This is a genomic window from Streptomyces alanosinicus (assembly GCF_014650595.1).
GTDB classification, from domain to species: Bacteria; Actinomycetota; Actinomycetes; order Streptomycetales; family Streptomycetaceae; genus Streptomyces; species Streptomyces alanosinicus.
Genome location: NZ_BMVG01000076.1, coordinates 1 through 17,571 on the forward strand (window position 1 = coordinate 1; position 17,571 = coordinate 17,571).

Genomic DNA, 17,571 nt, shown 5'->3' on the forward strand with positions numbered 1-17,571 from the left:
GGCCCGCCCGGCGGCCCTCTCTCACGGATCAGGCCGGATCAGCGCGCGGCGCCCCCAGCCCCCAGGCGGGGGGACCCCCATCCATGCGTGCTTCGCAAGGCGGGGAACCCCCGGGCGCCGGACCGGACAGCCCGTCACCCCCGCGACGCTCGGCAGGTGCCTTTGGAACCGGCGGCCCTCGGTCCCGCGAAGTTCGCGGTCATGCCGCGGCGGGCCCGGGGAGTTCGAGGAGGTGGCCGCGTTCGAAGCGGGCTCCACGCGGACGAGGGCGCCGAGGTGGGGGCCGTTCACGGCAACGGTTGTTGTCCTCATCAGTCCCGGGCGGACAATCTTCGCTGGCGCGCCTGCCCCCCAGGCGTGCGCCAACCGCCCGCACAGTTCCGGCGGGACGCTCGGCGGCACCAGCTCACGAGGTTGTGGTACGAGACCCGGCCTGCCGCGCACAGGAGCGCGGGCGCGCTACCCGGCCAACGAGGTCCCGCGCGTTGGCCGGGGAGTGCGAAAATTCAGGCCGCTGTGGCGAGTGCGCGGGCGGGCTGCGTCTGTTCGTAGGCGTGGCCGACCCGCAGGAGCACAGGCTCACCGAGGGGTCGGCCGAGCAGCTGCATGCCGATCGGCATGCCCGCCGAGTCGTGGCCGACCGGAACGGTCAGGGCGGGCACTCCGGTGATGTTGGCGGGGGCGGAGAGGCGTACATAGGCGTCGGAGACGCCCTCGACCGTGCCGTCGGGCCAGGTGACCGTCTCCTCGTCGGCCCCGACCGCGGGCATCGGGACACTCGGGGCGGCGATCACGTCGACCTCCTCCAGCATCCGGGCCCACTTGGCGCGCATGAGCGTGCGGGAGCGTTGAGCGCGCACGTAGTCACCGGCGCTCATCAACTCGCTGGCCTCCAGGAGGATGCGGACATCCTCCTGGTACAGCTCGGGGACCGTGCGCAGGCTGCCCTCGTGGTAGGCGCCGGCCTCCGGCACCATCAGGCCCCACTGGGTGGCCTGGATGTAGCGGGTCATCGGGATGTCGACCTCGACGAGCTGTGCGCCCAGGGCTTCCAGCTCCCCGATGGCGTGCCGGACGGCGGTCTCCACCTGCGGGTGGACGTCGTCGAAGTAGTAGGTGCGCGGCAGGCCGATGCGCAGCCCCGTCAGGTCCGTTCCGGCACCGGGCCGGTAGTCCGCGGCGGGCACGGACAGCGAGGCGGGGTCGCGCGGATCGTGTCCGGCCAGCGCGGTCAGGACCAGGGCCGCGTCCTCGACCGTGCGAGTGACCGGACCGACGTGGTCCAGCGACCAGGACAGGGAGGTGACGCCGTGACGGGGGACGAGACCGTAGGTCGGCTTGAGGCCGACGACCCCGTTGAGCGCGGCGGGCACCCGGATCGACCCACCGGTGTCGGTGCCCAGGGCGAAGGTCGCGGTGCCCGACGCGACGGCGACCGCCGAGCCGCCGCTGGAACCACCGGCGACCCGGCCGCGGTCCCAGGCGTTGCGCGTCTGCGGGGTGGTCAGGCCGAACGCGAATTCGTGGGTGTGGGTCTTGCCGAGCAGGATCGCGCCGGCTGCGCCCAACCGCTCGGCGACCGTGCTGTCCGCCGTCGCGCGATGGTCGGCGCGGACCCGGGAGCTGGCCGTGGTGGCCATCCCACCGACATCGATCAGGTCCTTGAGCCCCATCGGGATGCCGTGCAGCGGTCCCCGGTAACGGCCTTGCGCCACTTCGTGCTCGGCCGCGCTCGCCGCCCGGCGCGCCTGCTCCGCGGCGACCGTGACGTAGGCGCCGAGGTGCGGCTCCACCTTCTCGATACGATCGAGGACGGAGTCGACCAGTTCGACGGGGGACAGTCGCCGGGCACGTATCGCGTCCGCGGCGGCGGCGAGGGACAGCTCATACGGCTGCATCGTGCTTCTCCTCTCCGGCGCGGTAGGCGGCGGCGGGCGGGACGTCCGCGAAGTCCAGCTCGCGCAGGACCGCGACGACACTGTGGATGTGGTTGGCGACCGCGGCGACCGCGGCGTGGCGCTCGGCGGGCAGCACAAGTCCGGCGCGGGCGGCCCAGCGGGCGGCCTCCGGCGGTGTGAGTTCGACGGCGGACATGGATGATCTCCCACTCGGTGGAGGTTGGAGCGGCGGAGTGGACCGACGCACTGAAGGCCAAGAATTCGCTTGAGACAACTGCAGGCGCGACTGCTCAGCGGCCCGTGCGGGAGCGGCCGAGCGGGGCCGCTCGCGCGGTCAGGCCGCGGTGGCCGGGATCTCGACGCCGGGCTCGGCGAGCAGCCGGTAGCGGCCGTTCTCCCGGCGGACGGTGCCGGCCGTGGGCCGCGGGAAGTGGGTGCCCAGGAGCAGCGCGTCGGTGTCCGCCAAGGCGTCGAGCAGCCCGGCGCGGGTGCGGATCGCCTGCGCGGGGTCGATGTCGACGCAGCTGTTCACGTGGGGGTGGGACAGCTGCACGGGGTGGTGGATGCTGTCGCCGGTGATCAGGGCGCGGCGGTCGCTGCCGCGCAGTTCCACGGCGACCTGTCCCGGGGTGTGGCCCGGGGCAGGGATCAGGAGAACGCCCGGCGCCACCTCGTGCCCCTGATCGGGCACGTCCACGAGGTCGTACTGTCCGGCGTCGCGGACGGGGGTGACGGAGTCGCGGAACATCTGGCGGCGGGCCTCGTCCAGGTCGGTGCCGGCCCAGTGGTCCCATTCGGTGCGGCTGGTGAGGTAGCGGGCGTTGGGGAAGGTGGGAACCCAGTCCTCACCGGCGAGGCGGGTGTTCCAGCCGACGTGGTCGGTGTGCAGGTGCGTGGTGATCACCAGGTCCACGGACTCGGGCGGGAAGCCGGCCGCCGCCAGGCGCCCAGGGAAGTCGGTGTCGAGACCGTTCCAGGCCGGGTTGGCGCGCGGCTTGGCGTTGCCGATGCCGGTGTCCACGACGATCCGCAGCCCGCCCGCCTCCACCGCGAAGCTGTGGCTCGCCAGGCGGGGGACGTCGGCGTCGGCGAAGTCCGGACGCAGCCACGATGCCTCGTCCAGCACCTCCTTGGTGGCGTCCGGCAGCAGCCAGGGTCCGGTCTGGCGCGGCAGTTCGATCTCGTCGACGCGGCGTACGGCGATGTCGCCGAGGCTCCATCCCGTGCCGGTGGAGAAAGTGGCCTGACGGGGCGTGGCGGTGCTCATCGGTGGGTCCTTTCGGATGGGGCGGGGCGGTGCGGGAAGGCGGGACTGGGTCAGCCGGTGCTCGGCTGCCGCACGGCGCGGGCGAGGCCGGTCAGGGTCAGCAGGATGACCGTCACGGCGTAGAGCGAGACGGCGGTCTGCAGGCCGTACAGGTTGGTCAGCAGGCCGGCGAGGGCGGCGGGGATGCTCATGGCCAGGTAGCTGAGGACGTAGTAGGCGGCGAGCGTGCCAGCGTGTTCGCCCGGGGCGGCCGGGGACAGCAGCAGGCGCAGGGCGCCGTGGGTGACGGCGCCGAAGCCGGTGCCCGCCAGGGCAGTGCCGGCGAACAGGGCGAGCAGGCTGTGCAGGTGGGGCCCGCTCAGGGTCAGCAGGGCCCCCGGGATCAGGAGCGCGGTGCCGGCGGAGCTCGCGGTGCGGGCGGGCAGTGGCCGCGCGGCGTGGACGGCGAGGCCGGCTGCGGCCGTAAGGGCGAAGAAGACCAGGCCGCCGGTGGCGCGGGACGTGTGCGGGGCGATGAGCCGGGCGAGCGAGGGACCGAGGGAGGAGTAGAACCCGCCCAGAGCCCATGCTGCGACCACGCCGGGGGCGAGAAGCCGCATGGCCGGGCGGGCGGCGGGGGCGACGGCGATGCCGGGACGCAGGGAGCGCCACGCACCGGAGTGGGGATGTGCGGTCTCGGCGGTGAGAAGCACCGCGGCCGCCTGCGCGGTGAACAACAGGAGCAGCAGGAGGTAGACAGTGCGGGTGGGAGCGGGGGCGTACTGCACGAGGGCGGTGGAGGCCAGCACGCCGGCCGCCATGCCGGCCACGGGGGTGATGCCGTTGGCGAGCGTCGCCCGTCCCGGGCGGTCGGGGTCCTCGAAGTCGAGCAGGGCTGCTCCGGCGGCGCTGGTGGCCACGCCGGTGGCCAGGCCCTGCAGGATCCGGGCGGCGATCAGCGCCGTCACGCCCTGGGCGGTGGCGAAGACGGCCATCGCGGCGGCGTCCGCGAGCAGCGCACCGGTGAGGACCGGGCGCCGGCCCAGGTGGTCCGAGAGAGTGCCCGCAGTCAGCAGTGCCCCGAGCAGGGCAAGCGCGTAGGCGCTGAACACGACGGTGACCGTCATCGCCGAGAAGTGCCATTCGGCCTGGTAGAGGGCGTAAAGCGGGGTCGGCGCGCTTGAGGCGGCCAACAGGCCGACGAGGACGGAGGCGTGGAGGAGGAAGGCGCTGCGGCGGCCCAGCACGGGCAGGCGGCGGGATGGGGACGGCGGGGCTACGACGCTGAGCACGGAGCACCTCTCATACCTAAAGGCAAACGCTTTGCATTAGGCAGAGTAGACTCCACGTCCCCCAAAACGCAAACCCTTAGCTTTTAGGGGTGGGGGGAGCGGAACTCCGGCCGAGCACCGTCGCCACGAGTCGGTCGGTGTAGGCCGCCGACAGATCCGAGGGGCGGAACAGGATGCGGTACATCAGGGGGGCGACGACGACGTCCAGCAGGGTCTCCACATCGGGCACGGCCTCCCCCCGCCCGGCCGCGCGCACACCGATGGCCTTCAACTGCTCGGCGGCGTAATCGGAGCAGCGAACCGCATTGCCCTGCTCGGGATCGCCCAGCAGGGCGTCGCGGATGTACGTGCGGCCCGCCGTCGAGGACATCTCCTCCGCGAACTGCACCGCCCACGCCTCCAGATCCGCCCGCAGGCTGCCGTGGTCGGCCGGGGCACCATCGGGGCGCAACCGCTCGACGGCCACGTCGGACAGCAGTTCCCGCAGGTCCCCCCAGCGCCGATAGACGGTGGACGGCGTCACTCCCGCGCGGGCGGCGATCAGCGGCACGGTGAGCGCGTCTCGCCCCACCTCTGCCTCCAGATCACGGACGGCCTGGTGCACGGACTGCTGGACGCGGGCGCTGCGCCCGCCGGGGCGTGTGGTCGCTCGAGCACTCATGCGCACAGCTTAACGCGAAGAAGTTGCGTCTCGGTCGACCACTCGTCACCCACGGGAATCGCCGCATACCCTGCCGCGGCGTCGTCAAAGGCGAACGCTGGATCCACAACCGAAACGGCTCCTGGAATCTGACCGCTATTCCAAGATCTTCATCGGCCTTCTGGGGCCTGTCCGGCGGCAAGCTCCCGAACATGCCGTTGCGCTGCTTCGACCAGTGCGTCTCGCTGGGCCGCAGGGGAGGCCTGATCCAGTACGCCGCCGCCGACGACCGCTCAACTCACGTGCTCACGGCATGCTTTACCCGGTCCGTACCTTCCGGACGCCCCCCGGCCATGCGCGGTGCTCAGACTTCCGCTCGCGCGTCACCGTGACGCGTGTCGAGGAGGGGATCAGATGAACCGTCTGGGAATCGCGACCGCGGCCGCTACGGCCGTCGTCCTGTCCCTGGCCGGCACCGGACCGGCGGACGCCGGCACGCCGAAGCTCACCGCCGGTACGCCGAAGGTCCACACCGGTACGCCGAAGCTCCAGGCACGCGACGACTCCTACACCGCGCACGCCGGGCGGACCCTGACCGTCGGCGCACGGCACGGCGTCCTGGCCGACGACAGCGGCAGCCCGGTGACCCTCGTCGCGCACACCAAGACCGCCCACGGCACCCTCGCCCTCCACCAGGACGGTTCGTTCCGCTACACCCCCGACGCCGGCTACCACGGCACCGACACCTTCACCTACAAGGTCAGCGACGCCGTACGGCTGTACCGGACCCGGCTGAAGCCCCTCGCCGTCATCGGCGGGGTGCCGGTGACCGCCGGGGCGTACGGCTCGTCGCTGTACCCGGTGCCCGGTTCCGAGGACGAGTTCTACGGCCTCACCGACCGCGGCCCGAACGTCGACACACCGAACGGCGACAAGATGCTGCCACTGCCGGACTTCGACCCCGCGATCGGGAAGTTCCGGCTGAAGGGCACCAAGGCCGTGCTGGAGCGGACCGTCCCGCTGCGCGCCGCGGACGGCACCCCGTACAACGGGCTCGTCAACTCCCAGGCGGGCACCGGCGAGAACCTCGTCGACCTCGACGGCAAGGCGCTGCCGCACTCCCCGTACGGCTACGACTCCGAAGGCCTCGTCGCGATGCGGGACGGCACCTTCTGGGTGTCGGACGAATACGGACCCTACGTCACCCACTTCGGCCGTGACGGCCGGGCCATGGAGCGCCTCTCCCCGTTCGACGGCTCGCTCCCCGCCGAGCTGAGGAACCGCGTGCCCAACAAGGGCATGGAGGGGCTGACCGTGACCCCCGACGGCCGCACACTCGTCGGCATCATGCAGTCCGCGCTCCAGCAGCCCGACCTGCCGGGCGGCGTCAAGCCCAAGAACGTGACCACGCTGCGCATCGTCACCTACGACCTGCGCACCCACGCCACGCACGAGTACCTGTACCTGCTCGACGACCCCAGGACGAACAGCGGCGCCGTCAGCGAGATCACCGCCCTCGGCGGCACCCGCTTCCTCGTCGACGAACGGGACGGCAACACCGAACCGGGCGCCTACAAGAAGCTGTTCGCCATCGACATCTCCGGCGCCACCGACGTCGGCCCGTCGGCCACGGTGCCGGGCGCCGCGTACGACGCGGCCAGGGGCGGCCTCCTCGTCGGGGCGGCCCGGCAGACGATCGAGGCCTCCGTGGGCGCCGTTGACACGGCCGGTGCCACGGCCGCCCTGAAGTCGGCCGGTATCACCCCCGTCGCCAAGAGCCTCCACCTCGACCTCGGCGCCCTGCTCACCGGTCTCGACCCGACCGGCGGTTTCTTCGGCCACGACAAGATCGAGGGCGTCGCCACGACCGACGGCGGCAGCACCGTCGTCGTCAGCAACGACAGCGACTTCGGCGTCGACGGGGTCTCCGCCGCCACCCCGAACCCGCCGTACGCCCTGCACGCCAAGACCCTCCCGGACGGTGCGCAGGACGACGGCGAGTACCTGGCCGTCGACACCACCCGGCTGCCCGCCGCGACCGGCACGGCGACCGTGACGATCACCGTCACGTGACCCCGGCGCTCACCGCCAACTGACCCCGGCGCCGGCCCGCGGCACCTCCCCAGCGCGGGCCGGCAACGGCCGGCAGCCGTCCCACCAGCGCAGTCATCGGTATGTCATCGCGATGTGAACAGCCCTGCCTAGCGTCTGATCCGTTCGTTGCCGGGCACGTCCAACAAACCGGGGAGATCAGGCAATGTCGAAAACGAGCAGGACGGCACGGGCGGTGCGCACCGCGGTCATGACGGCGGCGCTGGCGGCCGGCAGCGCCGTCGCGTTCCCCGCCGCCGCCCACGCGGCCGACGCCGACCACTACTACATCGAGATCGGCGGCACCGGTCAGACGACCAACCAGCCCGACTGCCCCACCACCAACTCCTCCTACGACGCCGCGAACAACGCCCTCGGGCTCGGCGACCACGCGATCAAGGTGTGCTACCCGGCCACCGCGGGCCCGATCATCGGCCCGACCGGCTCGCTCGTCGACCCCGTCACCGGGCTGCACCCCGAGGCCCTCACCGCGCCGACCTACGACGCCAGCGTCCGGCAGGGCTACGAGAAGGGCCTGCAGGCGGCGGAGGACACCCACCGCCAGCACCCCGACGCGCGCATCACGATCACCGGCTACTCCCAGGGTGCCCAGGCCGCCGACCAGGTCCTGCAGACCATCGCGAGCGGCAACACCGGCGTCCCCCGCGACCAGGTCGACGGTGTGCTCTACGCCGACCCGATGCAGCCCGACACCGGCCTCACGTCGCACATCCCCAAGGGGCTGGGCCTGCCCGGGGTGGCCACCTCGGCCGGCGCCGGCCCGGCGGAGTTCGACGGTGTCCCGGTCTCCCGGTACTGCATCGTCGCCGACCCGATCTGCGACCTGAGGTCTCCGCTCAACCTGCCCAACTACTTCACCCTGCACCCGAAGTACCCGGCGTTCGTCATCCCGCAGACGCTCGCCGACCACGGCAATGACGGCGTCCAGTGGAGGAACGCGGACGGGGGCCCCGCGGCGTAGGCACCTGACAGCGGCGAGCCGCCGACACGCGCCGGGGTGGGGACTACGCGTTGTCGGCGCTCGTCCGCCGTCGGCGGCCGAGGTCGTCCAGGACGCGGGAGATCCTCGCGCGGTTGGCGTCCGCGGTGGGCAGGGCGGTGCCCCGCTCGAAGAAGTCACGCGCTCCGGCGAGGTCTTCCGCGACGACGCCGTGCCAGATCAGCCGGTGGCGTATCGCGATCTCCGACGCGGTCCCGGTCTGCTCGTCCAGCAACGCCTGGGAGCGGCGCAGCAGTTCGGCCGCCGCCCCGGCGTTGCCCAGCTCGGCCTCCGCGGTGGACAGCCTGCCGAGGACGGCGGAGTACAGGGGCACGTCCCCGAGCCGTCTGGCCAGGTCCTCGGCCTTGCCCAGGGTGCCCACGGCCTCGGCCGGCCGCCCGAGGTCGAGCTGGAGACCGCCGAGCCGCAGCAGCGTCTTGCCGAGCAGCCGGGGACTGCCCGTCCGCTCCGCCAGGGCGATCGCCTCCAGGTAGCAGTCGTAGGCCTTGTCGTACTCGCCGAGCTGGTGGTGCACGTCGCCGACGCGGGTCGAGACCGAACCGTTGAGCCAGTCGTCGTCCGTCAACCGGCCGACCAGGCCGATGACTTCGGCGAAGTGGGCCATGGACTCGGCTATCCGCCCCTCCAGATTGGCGAACGTCCCGAGGCCGGCCGCGGCTCTGGCCTGCTGATGCCGGTCACCGGCCCGGCGGCTGATGTCCAGCGACTGGGCGAACCAGGTCCGGGCCTGCTGGTAACGGCCCTGGAGCCCGTACATGATGCCCAGGCCGGTGCGCAGTGCGCAGTCCATCCGCCGGTCGGTGGCGCGGTCCAGCAGCGGCAGCAGCGTCTCCAGCGCGGTGCGGCACTCGTGGAACCTGCCCTGCCGGGTCAGGTAGTCGACCAGTCCCTCGGCGATCCAGCAGGCCTCGTCCAGTCGGCCCAGGGCCACCGCCTGCGTGATCACATCGGTGAGTTCACCGCCGGCCGCGTCCAGCCAGACCGCGGCCTCCTCCCAGTCCGTGAAGGGGCCGTTGCCCTGCGGGCCGGTCGGGAAGGACGAGGCGCCCCAGTCGCTGGAGCGGCGTGCGGCGGCCACATACAGCCGGAGCACCCGGGTGCGGGCCGCCGCGGCCTCGTCGGGCGAGACGGCGGCGACCCGCCGGGCGTAGACCGCCACCAGGTCGTGCAGCCGGTAGCGGTCGGCGGTCACCCGCTGCACCAGGCTCGCGTCCGCCAGGCTCTCCAGGACGCGCTCGGCCTCGGCGGGGGCCGAGCCCAGCAGGGCGGCCAGCGTCAGCCGGTCCAGCCGTACGGTGGGGGACAGCCCGAGGGCGCGGAAGGCGCGCTGCTCGGCGGCCGGCAGCTGGGCGTAGGAGAGCCGGAACGCGGCCTCGACGCTGCGGTCCTCCACGGCCAGTTCGTCGAGCCGGCGCTCGTCGTCGGTCAGCCGTGCCACCAGCGCTTCCACCGCCCACGACGGGCGGTCCTGGATCCGCGCCCCGACGATCCGCAGCGCCAGCGGAAGCCGGCCGCACAGCGCGGCCAGTTCGCGTACGGCGGCGTGCTCGCGCTCTGATCCCTCGCCGCCGACGATACGGCTCAGCAGTCCCGCCGCCTCGTCGAGTCCGAGCGGGGGCAGCGAGACCCTGCGGTCCGCGTCCAGCCCCGTCAGCCGCCGCCGGCTCGTCACCATCACCACGCTGCCGGAACCGGCGGGCAGCAGCGGTCGTACCTGTTCGGCGCGGGAGGCGTCGTCGAGCACGAGCAGCAGCCGGCGGGAGGCGGTCGCCGCCCGCCACGACGCGGCCAGTTCGTCGAGGTCCTCGCAGTCCTCGCCCTCGCCGGCCCCCACCGCGCGCAGCAGCCGGCGCAGTACGCGTTCCCGGCCCACCGTCTCGCGGTCCTCGCGGTGCCCGTGCAGCTCCACGAACAGACAGCCGTCGGGGTACTGCTCCCGCAGCGCCCGTGCCGCGCGCACCACCAGGGCGGTCTTGCCGACCCCCGCCATGCCGTCCACGGCCCGGACGGTGACCACCCGCGCGTCCACGGGCGCGACGAGCAGCTCGTACTCCCGCTCCCGCCCCGTGAAGTTGCCTATTTCCACGGGCAGTTCATGCCGGACGAGCCGAGCGCGCACGGGCGGGGCAGAGTCACCCACCGGTGCCACCGGTGGCGCGGGCGGCCGCGGTCCCGCCGGGGGCGGCGTCGCCGGCCCCTGCCGTACCGCGCCCGCGCCCGCGCCGAGCAGGAATTCGTCGTCGCCCCGGAGGACCGCCTCGTGCACCCGGCGCAGTTCGGCGCCGGGCTCCACGCCCTGCTCGTCCACCAGCCGGCGGCGCACCGCGGCGTAGACGTCCAGCGCGTCGGCCTGCCGGTTGCCGGCGTACAGGGCGCGCATGAGCAGGGCGGCCAGCGCCTCGTTGTAGGGGTGGGCCGTGGTCAGGGAGAACAGCTCGCCGACCGCCTCGGCGTGCCGCCCCGACCTGAGGCGGCAGTCCACCGTCTCCTGCACCAGCCCGAGCCGCTGCTCCGCCAGCCGCAGGCGCTCCCCCTCCGCGAAAGGCCCGGGAATCCCCGCCAGGGGCTCACCGCGGAACAGTCCCAGCGCCCTGGACCAGGTGTCCACCGCGGCGTCCAGGTCCCCGCCGTCCCGCGCCGCCCGCCCCTCGGCGGCGAGCCGCTCCCACGCCGCCACATCCACATCCGCACGGCGCGGGGCGAAGCGGTAGCCGCCGCGCACGGTGTCGATCACGGAATCCGCCGAGGTCTTTCCGTCAGCATCCAGCCGCCGGCGCAACCGGTGCACATAGACCGGGATCACCCGGTCGCCCGTGCCGGGGGGCTCCGTACCCCACACCCCGTCGAGCAGCTGCCGGCGGCTGACCGTCCTGCCTGGTCGTAGCAGCAGAGCGACCAGGAGCGCCTGTTCGCGAACCGGCCCGAGCTCCAGACTCATGTCCCCGCGCGAGGCCTGTGGCGGCCCGAGCAGAGCGAATCGAAGTTGCTGATTTGCGTCCGTGGATAACTCGCGCGGGATCGGCACACGGGGAGCCTATCCGCCCCCGCCCGCCCCACGGCGACCCCCACAAGACCTGCGCCTCTCACATACGCCGGCACCACATGGTCCGACTTCACGATCATGGAGTGATCGCTTGATCAGTAGCCCGATCCGAGAGGCCCTGTGCCTCACGTCCGCGTAGGGAGCATGCTGGTCAGGCAGTCATCCCGACGGTCAGGAACGCGGCCCGGCCGGGGACCGTCTTGTTACTGCGGCGATGCCCTCCCCGAACCATGAAGGAACCCGTCACGTGGCTCTCTCCTCCCGCATCCTTCGCCGGTCGACCGCGTTTGCGCTCGCCGCCGCTGTGATCCTGCTTGGCCTCGCGAGCTGGTACGTGTTCTCGGGCCGAGGCACAGGGTTGCTGCCGCAGAGCAGCTGGGGGCCGTGGCGGGAGAAGCCGCAGGTGAACCACTGGGGAGTGCGGGTGCGGGTCAACTCGTGGAGCAACGCCGCTGAAGCGTACGTGCACATGGGGAAAGCGGAGGACTTCACCATGGAGGCGTACGGCACGCGAGCCAGTGCCACGACGGTGATGGACGGCACCCGGTTCACCCTGACACCCGACGGCAGGATCACCGGACAGTGGCCACAGGAGCACGGCACGAGGTGACGTACAACGAAGTCATCGGCGTCAATCTCTCGGGCCCGCGGGGTCGGTGGCCCGGGCCCGCGCGGCGGCTGCCGCCTCCAACAGGCACCAGCCGTCGATCTCCACCACCCGCCGCACCCCCGGCTGCCAGCCGCAGGCCGACGCCGCGTCGAGCAAGGCCCGGACGGCGCCGGGTTCGTGCAGGTTCAGGGAGGCACCTCGGGTGTGTCCCACGTCTCCAGAGCCCAAGGGAGCACCGCCTGGGACGTAGCGGCCCGGGCCTTCGGTGAAGACGATGCGCAGTGGGCCACCAGTGCCGGCAGGCTGCGGGTACAGCATGAGGGTCTCGCGGCAGGACCGGCTGCTGTCCATCACGCTATGGCTGTGGCGAAGCGTCCACAGATACATGCGCCCGTCGGCAACCAGCCGACGGATCCTCTTCGAATGGCGGGACACGGAGCCGAGGGTACGCGGTCTGATCCACAGGCTCCCCAGGCCCTGTCGTCAAACTCCGGTGAGACCGGTCAATGACCACTGACAGCCGGGACGGCCCGTGCGCGTCGCGCACGGGCCGCCTGGGTTCCGCTCTGCTGAGGTCTGCTACGGCCTACTTGGTGAAGGCCGCGACACCGTTCGGGGTGCCCAGGCCGGTCGGGCCGTCGTAGCCCTTGCCCGCCTTGCACAGGTAGTTGCTGCAGGAGCCGTTGGAGCCGTCGGTGACGTCGTTCAGCTTGTCCGGGTGGGCGTAGGGGTACGACGCGGGGACGTCACCCGAGCCCGGGGCGCCCGCGAGGGCGTACGTGCCGGCGATGAACGGCGCGGAGGCGCTGGTGCCGCCGTACACGTTCCAGCCGCTGGCCTGGTAGGTGTCGTAGACGGCGAGACCGGTGGCCGGGTCGGCGACGGCCGCGACGTCGGCGACGGCGCGCTTGGCGCAGTCGGTGTCCTTCTGCCAGGACGGCTTGGCGTCGTACTGCGAGCAGCCGGAGCCCGCTCCGTCGCCGCCCGCGGAGGTGCCCCACACCGACTCGGACCAGCCGCGGGTGCTGCTGTCCTTCTTCAGCGAGGTGCCGCCGACGGCGGTGACGTACTGCGAGGCGGCCGGGTACTCGACGCCGTAGCCGCTGTCACCGGAGCTCACGGTGATGGCGACGCCGGGGTGCTTGAAGTACTGCTCGTCGGCCTTGGTGTCGTTGGTCTCCTCGCCGCCGCCGTAGCTGTTGGAGACGTACTTGGCGCCCTGCTTGACGGCCTGGTTCACGGCCGCGCCGAGGTCGTCCATGTTGGCCGACTTGGCCTCGACGAGCAGGATCTTGCACTGCGGGCAGGCCGCGCTGACCATGTCGACGTCGAGGGAGATCTCTCCGGCCCAACCGGCGTCGGGCGAGGGGTAGTTGGTGCCGCCGTCCTGGTCGATCTTCTTGAAGCAGCCGTTGCCGGTGCTGCACTCCGGCAGGCCGTACTGGGAGCGGTAGGCGGCCAGGTCCTTCTCGGCGTTCGGGTCGTCGTTGGCGTCGACGATCGCGACGGTGGCGCCCTTGCCGCCGTCCTTGGGAAGGTTGTAGGCGGACTGCAGGTCGGCCGGTCCGAAGCCCTTAGGGGTGTCGTGGCGGCCGAGGGACTTCTGCGGAGAGAGGTCCGTGCGGACGACCGACTGGCAGGCCATGTAGCCGGGCTTGGTGGGTTCCGAACACAGCTGGCGGGTGTGCACCGCGGAGGCGGTGGACGAGGCGCTGGTGGTCGAGGTCGTGGTCGCGAAGGCCGACGACTGGGAGGCGACGGCGAGGCCGCCGGAGATCAGGGCCGCTGCGGACAGCAGCGCGGGCGCGCCGCGGCGTATCAGGGACCTTCTGCGATGAGACTGCAATGAACTGCCCTCCGTGGGGGGATGGGTGGCTCCGCGTCGGCGGCCGGAGGCGGGGTCGTGCAGGCCACGTGCGTGCGTGACGCGTGCATGACAACCGCTTTCCGTTGGGGGTGCCGGGCGGAGTCGGCTATCGGGCATTCTGTTGTGCTGCCACCCCGGTCAGTGGTGGCTATGACGAGGCTATGGACAATTCGCCGAACGCAACAGACACAGTTGGTAAAAACCTTGCACCCAACTCCTCCGCGTCGACGGGTACGTTGTGCAGCCATGGAGCTTGAAGACGGAACCATCAATGACCTGATGTCGCTGGGTCTGGCCCGGTACGAGGCACGGGTCTACCTGACGCTCATCAGGCGTGGTTCTTACACGGCCGCCGAGGTGGCCAGGGAAGCCGATGTGCCGCGCCAGCGGGTGTACGACGTGCTGGACGGGCTCGTACGGCGTCAACTGGCCTCCGCGCACCCCGGCCGGGTGACCACCTACTCCGCCGTCACGCCCGAGCTGGCCCTCGCGCGGCTGATGGCGGTGCGCCGGGAGGCCGCCGAGCGGCTGGAGCGGGTCTCGCAGGGGCTGGCCGGTGTCCTGCAACCCCTGTGGTCCCAGGGGCGGGAACACACCGACCCGCTGAACTACATCGAGATCACACGCGACCCGAAGGCGATCGCCGAGCGCTTCGCCGACATCCAGCGCCAGGCCCGGCACGAACTGCTCACCTTCTGCAAACCGCCGTTCGTCGCCCCCGCCGAGAACGCCGAGGGCATAGAGGTGGTCCGCCGGCTGCACCGGTCGGGCGGCACGGTCCGGGCGATCTACCTCGACGACACCCTGGGCGACCCCGAGACGATGGAGCACGTACGGCGCTTCGCCGCGGCGGGGGAGGAGGCCCGCTTCGCTCCCGAACTCCCGCTCAAACTCGTCATCGCTGACGCCTCCCTCGTCCTGTGCGACATGCCCGACCCGGTGGCCGGCACCGACTCCACCACCACCCTCTTCATCGAACACCCGGCCCTCGCGGCCTGTCTGCGCCTGGCTTTCCACACGGTGTGGACACAGGCCGTGTCCTGGGACGAGTGAGCGGAGCCCGGGGCGTGACCGGCGGAGCGGGCCGGGGTACGTTCGACGCCCAGCCGACCCCAACGAGAGGTACCCGTCGTGACCGTCGAGCGCATTGGCCCGCCCCACTTCGGCACGGAGCGTGAGACGCTGCGGGCGTTTCTGGAACTCCACCGGGCCACGCTGGAGATGAAGTGCGAGGGGCTGACGGAGGAGCAGCTCAAGGAGCGGTCCAGCCCGCCGTCGACGCTCTCGCTGCTCGCGCTGGTCCGGCATCTGGCCGAGGTGGAACGCGCCTGGTTCCGCCGGGTGTTCGACGACCGGTCCGCCCCGATGCTCTGGTCGGAGAAGGAGTTCGACTTCCAGGCCGCCTACGACACCACGGACGCGAGCGCCGAGGAGGCGTTCGCGGTGTGGCGGGCCGAGGTCGAGCACTCGCGCCGCATCGAGCGCGAGGCCGAGTCCCTGGACCTCGCCGGACACCAGCCGCGCTGGGGCGAGGACGTGTCCCTGCGGATGGTGATGCTCCACATGATCCTGGAGTACGGCCGCCACAACGGCCACGCCGACTTCCTCCGCGAGGGCGTGGACGGCACGGTCGGCGCCTGACCCGGGTGTCTCACCCCGGCTCGCGGGCGGGCGCCGGGTGCGGGACGGCGACCGCGGTGAGGATGAGATCCGGGTGCGCCAGCCAGCGCCCGGCGAACGAGGCGGGCGGGCCGGCCCCCGCGAGGACATGGGCGTGGAAGGTGCCCGTGCGGGGTGCGGGGCCGGCCGGCGGGCCGGGGAGGACGATCTGGATGTCCTGGGGGCGCAGGACCCGCTGGGTCAGCGGGAACCAGGCCTTGTAGACGGACTCCTTCGCGCTGAACAGGAGCCGGTCACGGTGCACGCCGGGGTGGTCGGGGTGCGCGCGCAGGTGCCGGCGTTCCTCGGGCAGGGCGAAGGTGGTCACGACGGCCGGGGGCAGCGGTGCGTTGGGCTCGGCGTCGATGCCCAGGGCCAGGAGGTCGGTGGCGCGGGCCACGGCCGCGGCGCAGTAGCCCCGCCGGTGCGTCAGGCTCCCGACGACACCCGCGGGCCACTGCGGCGCTCCATGGGATCCGGGCAGGATCGGGGCGGGCGGGATGCCGAGTGCCCGCAGGGCGCGGCGGGCGCAGACCCGGGTGGCGGTGAACTCACGGCGGCGTTTGGGCAGGGCGTGTTCGAGATGGGCGGCTTCCCGGGGGTGCAGGGCGGCGCTGGGACCGTCGGGCTCGGGAGCGGTGCCGGGGCCGGATCCGGGGCCGGATCCGGGCGGGACGCGGAGGAGTTCGGCCGCGCGGGCCGCGGGGGGCAGCAGCGACGCGATCACGGGTGTGACACGGGCAGCGGCGGGTGGGGCAGGCGCTGTCCCAGGCGGGCGGCGAAGCCTTCGAGCGCGCGCAGGTGGTACCGGCGGGCGGCCCAGCCGAGGCTGATGTTGTGGCCCGCGTCGGGCTGCCGGTCCACCTGCACGGGAGCCCCGGACACGGCGTCGCGTATCTCGTCCAGGGCCTGGTCGTCGTGGCGCCACCAGCGCTCGTGCTCGGCGAAGGTGAGGCGGACCGGGAGGCGGATACGGGGGGCGAGGGTGCGGAAGACCGAGGGCCAGGTCAGGGCGTCCGCCGTCTCGCGCGGGGGCATCGGGGCGACGAGGCCGCGGCTGGTGGTGTGGGTGCGGGCGGGGTAGAGGCGCAGCGGGCCCCAGTGGAGCTGCCAGGCGGCCCGCCGGTCCTGGGAGCCGAGGACCTTGTCGCTGCCGGCGGCGTACTGGTGGCCGCACCCGGAGACGTCCACGCCGAGGAGGTGGCCCGCCGGGCTCTCCGCGGCGTGGGTGAGGGCCAGCTTGCCGCCGAAGGAGTGGGCGAGCAGGAAGATCCCGGCGCCGGTCGCGTACCGGCCGCGGATGTCGGCGAGGGCGGCGTGCAGGGCCGCGGACTGTTCGGTCAGCGACCGGCCGTCGGGGAAGCGGGCGCTGGAGCTGCCGTAGCCGGGCCGGTCCAGCGCCAGCACGGAGAAGCCGAGCGCGGCACCCAGGGTGAGCAGCGAGAGGCTGGGATGGGCCTGCCCGTGGAAGTACCCGGCGCGCATGCCGGCACCGTGCAGCGCCACGACCATCGCGCGGGGCGTCCGGGAGACGGGTTCGCAGAGCAGACCGGAGAGCTGGACGCCGTGGGCCTGCACGGAGACCTGGCGTACGGGAGCGGGTACGGGAGCGGGCACGGGCGTGGGCACGGGATCAGGTACGGGAGCAGGTACGGGATCGGGCACGGTCTACTCCTTGATGTCGCAGATCGCGGACCCGGCGGTGACGGACGCGCCGGCCTCGGAGGTCAGGCCGACGACCGTGCCTGCCTTGTGTGCGGTGATGGGTTGTTCCATCTTCATGGCCTCCAGGACGACGACCAGGTCGCCCTCCTTGACCTCCTGGCCCTCCTCGACGGCGACCTTGACGATCGTGCCCTGCATCGGGGAGGCGAGGGTGTCGCCGGAGACTGCTGGGCCCGAACTCCCGGCCCGGGTACGGCGTTTGGACCGTACGGCCGTCTCGGCCGGCGCGGCACTCGCCGTGGCACCGAGGGACCTGGGCAGCGAGACCTCCAGTCGTTTGCCGCCGACCTCGACGACGACGGTCTCGCGGCCGCTCTCCTCGTCCGTCTCGGTGTCGGCGGGTGCGGCGAAGGGTTTGATCTCGTTGGCGAACTCGGTCTCGATCCAGCGGGTGTGGACGGTGAACGGGTCGGTGGAGTCGGTGAGTTCGGGGGCGAAGGCGGGGTCCTTGACGACCGCGCGGTGGAAGGGGATGGCGG

At 72.5% G+C, this 17,571-nt stretch carries 16 protein-coding genes; 5 read left to right on the forward strand and 11 right to left on the reverse strand.

What is annotated here, in order from left to right; genetic code table 11:
- Window positions 1-506: 506 nt before the first annotated feature.
- The 5 genes from IE277_RS45340 to IE277_RS45360 form a co-directional block, all read right to left on the reverse strand.
- Window positions 507-1,898 (reverse strand): amidase, encoded by a 1,392-nt coding sequence (locus IE277_RS45340; protein WP_189959804.1) that lies wholly within the window; start codon window positions 1,896-1,898, stop codon window positions 507-509.
- Window positions 1,885-2,094, reverse strand: coding sequence for a hypothetical protein (locus IE277_RS45345; RefSeq protein ID WP_053923779.1), 210 nt, complete (start codon window positions 2,092-2,094; stop codon window positions 1,885-1,887). Before IE277_RS45345 ends, IE277_RS45340 begins: the two co-directional genes overlap by 14 nt.
- A gap of 138 nt (window positions 2,095-2,232) precedes the next feature.
- Window positions 2,233-3,165 carry an MBL fold metallo-hydrolase gene (locus tag IE277_RS45350; RefSeq protein ID WP_189959806.1) on the reverse strand — a complete coding sequence of 311 codons (933 nt, stop codon included), beginning with the start codon at window positions 3,163-3,165 and terminating at the stop codon, window positions 2,233-2,235.
- Between the two features lie 50 nt (window positions 3,166-3,215).
- Window positions 3,216-4,436, reverse strand: a complete 1,221-nt coding sequence (locus IE277_RS45355) for an MFS transporter (RefSeq protein ID WP_189959808.1) — start codon at window positions 4,434-4,436, stop codon at window positions 3,216-3,218.
- Window positions 4,437-4,512: 76 nt separating this feature from the next.
- Window positions 4,513-5,097 carry a TetR/AcrR family transcriptional regulator gene (locus tag IE277_RS45360; protein WP_189959810.1) on the reverse strand — a complete coding sequence of 195 codons (585 nt, stop codon included), beginning with the start codon at window positions 5,095-5,097 and terminating at the stop codon, window positions 4,513-4,515.
- Between the two features lie 393 nt (window positions 5,098-5,490).
- On the opposite strand from IE277_RS45360, the gene IE277_RS45365 reads away from it, so the two are divergent.
- Together IE277_RS45365 and IE277_RS45370 are read left to right on the forward strand one after the other, a co-directional pair.
- The gene (locus IE277_RS45365) at window positions 5,491-7,149 is read left to right on the forward strand and encodes an esterase-like activity of phytase family protein (protein ID WP_189959812.1); all 1,659 of its coding nucleotides are present in this window, start codon (window positions 5,491-5,493) and stop codon (window positions 7,147-7,149) included.
- Window positions 7,150-7,333: 184 nt separating this feature from the next.
- The gene (locus tag IE277_RS45370) at window positions 7,334-8,149 is read left to right on the forward strand and encodes a cutinase family protein (protein ID WP_189959813.1); all 816 of its coding nucleotides are present in this window, start codon (window positions 7,334-7,336) and stop codon (window positions 8,147-8,149) included.
- Between the two features lie 43 nt (window positions 8,150-8,192).
- Here the strand turns inward: IE277_RS45370 and IE277_RS45375 are convergent, their stop codons facing one another.
- Entirely contained in the window at window positions 8,193-11,126 is a 2,934-nt protein-coding gene (locus tag IE277_RS45375) for an AfsR/SARP family transcriptional regulator (RefSeq protein ID WP_189959814.1), read from the reverse strand.
- A gap of 352 nt (window positions 11,127-11,478) precedes the next feature.
- Between IE277_RS45375 and IE277_RS45380 the strand changes: the two genes are divergently transcribed.
- Entirely contained in the window at window positions 11,479-11,841 is a 363-nt protein-coding gene (locus IE277_RS45380) for a hypothetical protein (protein ID WP_189959815.1), read from the forward strand.
- Between the two features lie 21 nt (window positions 11,842-11,862).
- Here the strand turns inward: IE277_RS45380 and IE277_RS45385 are convergent, their stop codons facing one another.
- Together IE277_RS45385 and IE277_RS45390 are read right to left on the reverse strand one after the other, a co-directional pair.
- Complete coding sequence (locus IE277_RS45385) at window positions 11,863-12,228, reverse strand: hypothetical protein (RefSeq protein ID WP_189959818.1); 366 nt, start codon at window positions 12,226-12,228, stop codon at window positions 11,863-11,865.
- A gap of 199 nt (window positions 12,229-12,427) precedes the next feature.
- The gene (locus IE277_RS45390) at window positions 12,428-13,687 is read right to left on the reverse strand and encodes a S53 family peptidase (RefSeq protein ID WP_229882549.1); all 1,260 of its coding nucleotides are present in this window, start codon (window positions 13,685-13,687) and stop codon (window positions 12,428-12,430) included.
- A gap of 267 nt (window positions 13,688-13,954) precedes the next feature.
- On the opposite strand from IE277_RS45390, the gene IE277_RS45395 reads away from it, so the two are divergent.
- Together IE277_RS45395 and IE277_RS45400 are read left to right on the forward strand one after the other, a co-directional pair.
- Window positions 13,955-14,761 (forward strand): TrmB family transcriptional regulator, encoded by an 807-nt coding sequence (locus tag IE277_RS45395; protein ID WP_189959816.1) that lies wholly within the window; start codon window positions 13,955-13,957, stop codon window positions 14,759-14,761.
- Window positions 14,762-14,839: 78 nt separating this feature from the next.
- Entirely contained in the window at window positions 14,840-15,349 is a 510-nt protein-coding gene (locus IE277_RS45400) for a DinB family protein (RefSeq protein WP_229882550.1), read from the forward strand.
- Between the two features lie 10 nt (window positions 15,350-15,359).
- Here the strand turns inward: IE277_RS45400 and IE277_RS45405 are convergent, their stop codons facing one another.
- The 3 genes from IE277_RS45405 to IE277_RS45415 form a co-directional block, all read right to left on the reverse strand.
- A complete protein-coding gene (locus IE277_RS45405; protein WP_229882551.1) occupies window positions 15,360-16,094 on the reverse strand; it encodes a 4'-phosphopantetheinyl transferase family protein in 735 nt (244 codons plus the stop codon).
- Window positions 16,091-17,032: an alpha/beta hydrolase gene (locus tag IE277_RS45410; RefSeq protein ID WP_229882552.1), complete on the reverse strand. Its 942-nt coding sequence runs from the start codon at window positions 17,030-17,032 to the stop codon at window positions 16,091-16,093. Before IE277_RS45410 ends, IE277_RS45405 begins: the two co-directional genes overlap by 4 nt.
- A 3-nt stretch (window positions 17,033-17,035) precedes the next feature.
- A partial coding sequence (locus tag IE277_RS45415; RefSeq protein WP_189959817.1) for a biotin/lipoyl-containing protein occupies window positions 17,036-17,571 on the reverse strand: 536 nt, incomplete at its 5' end.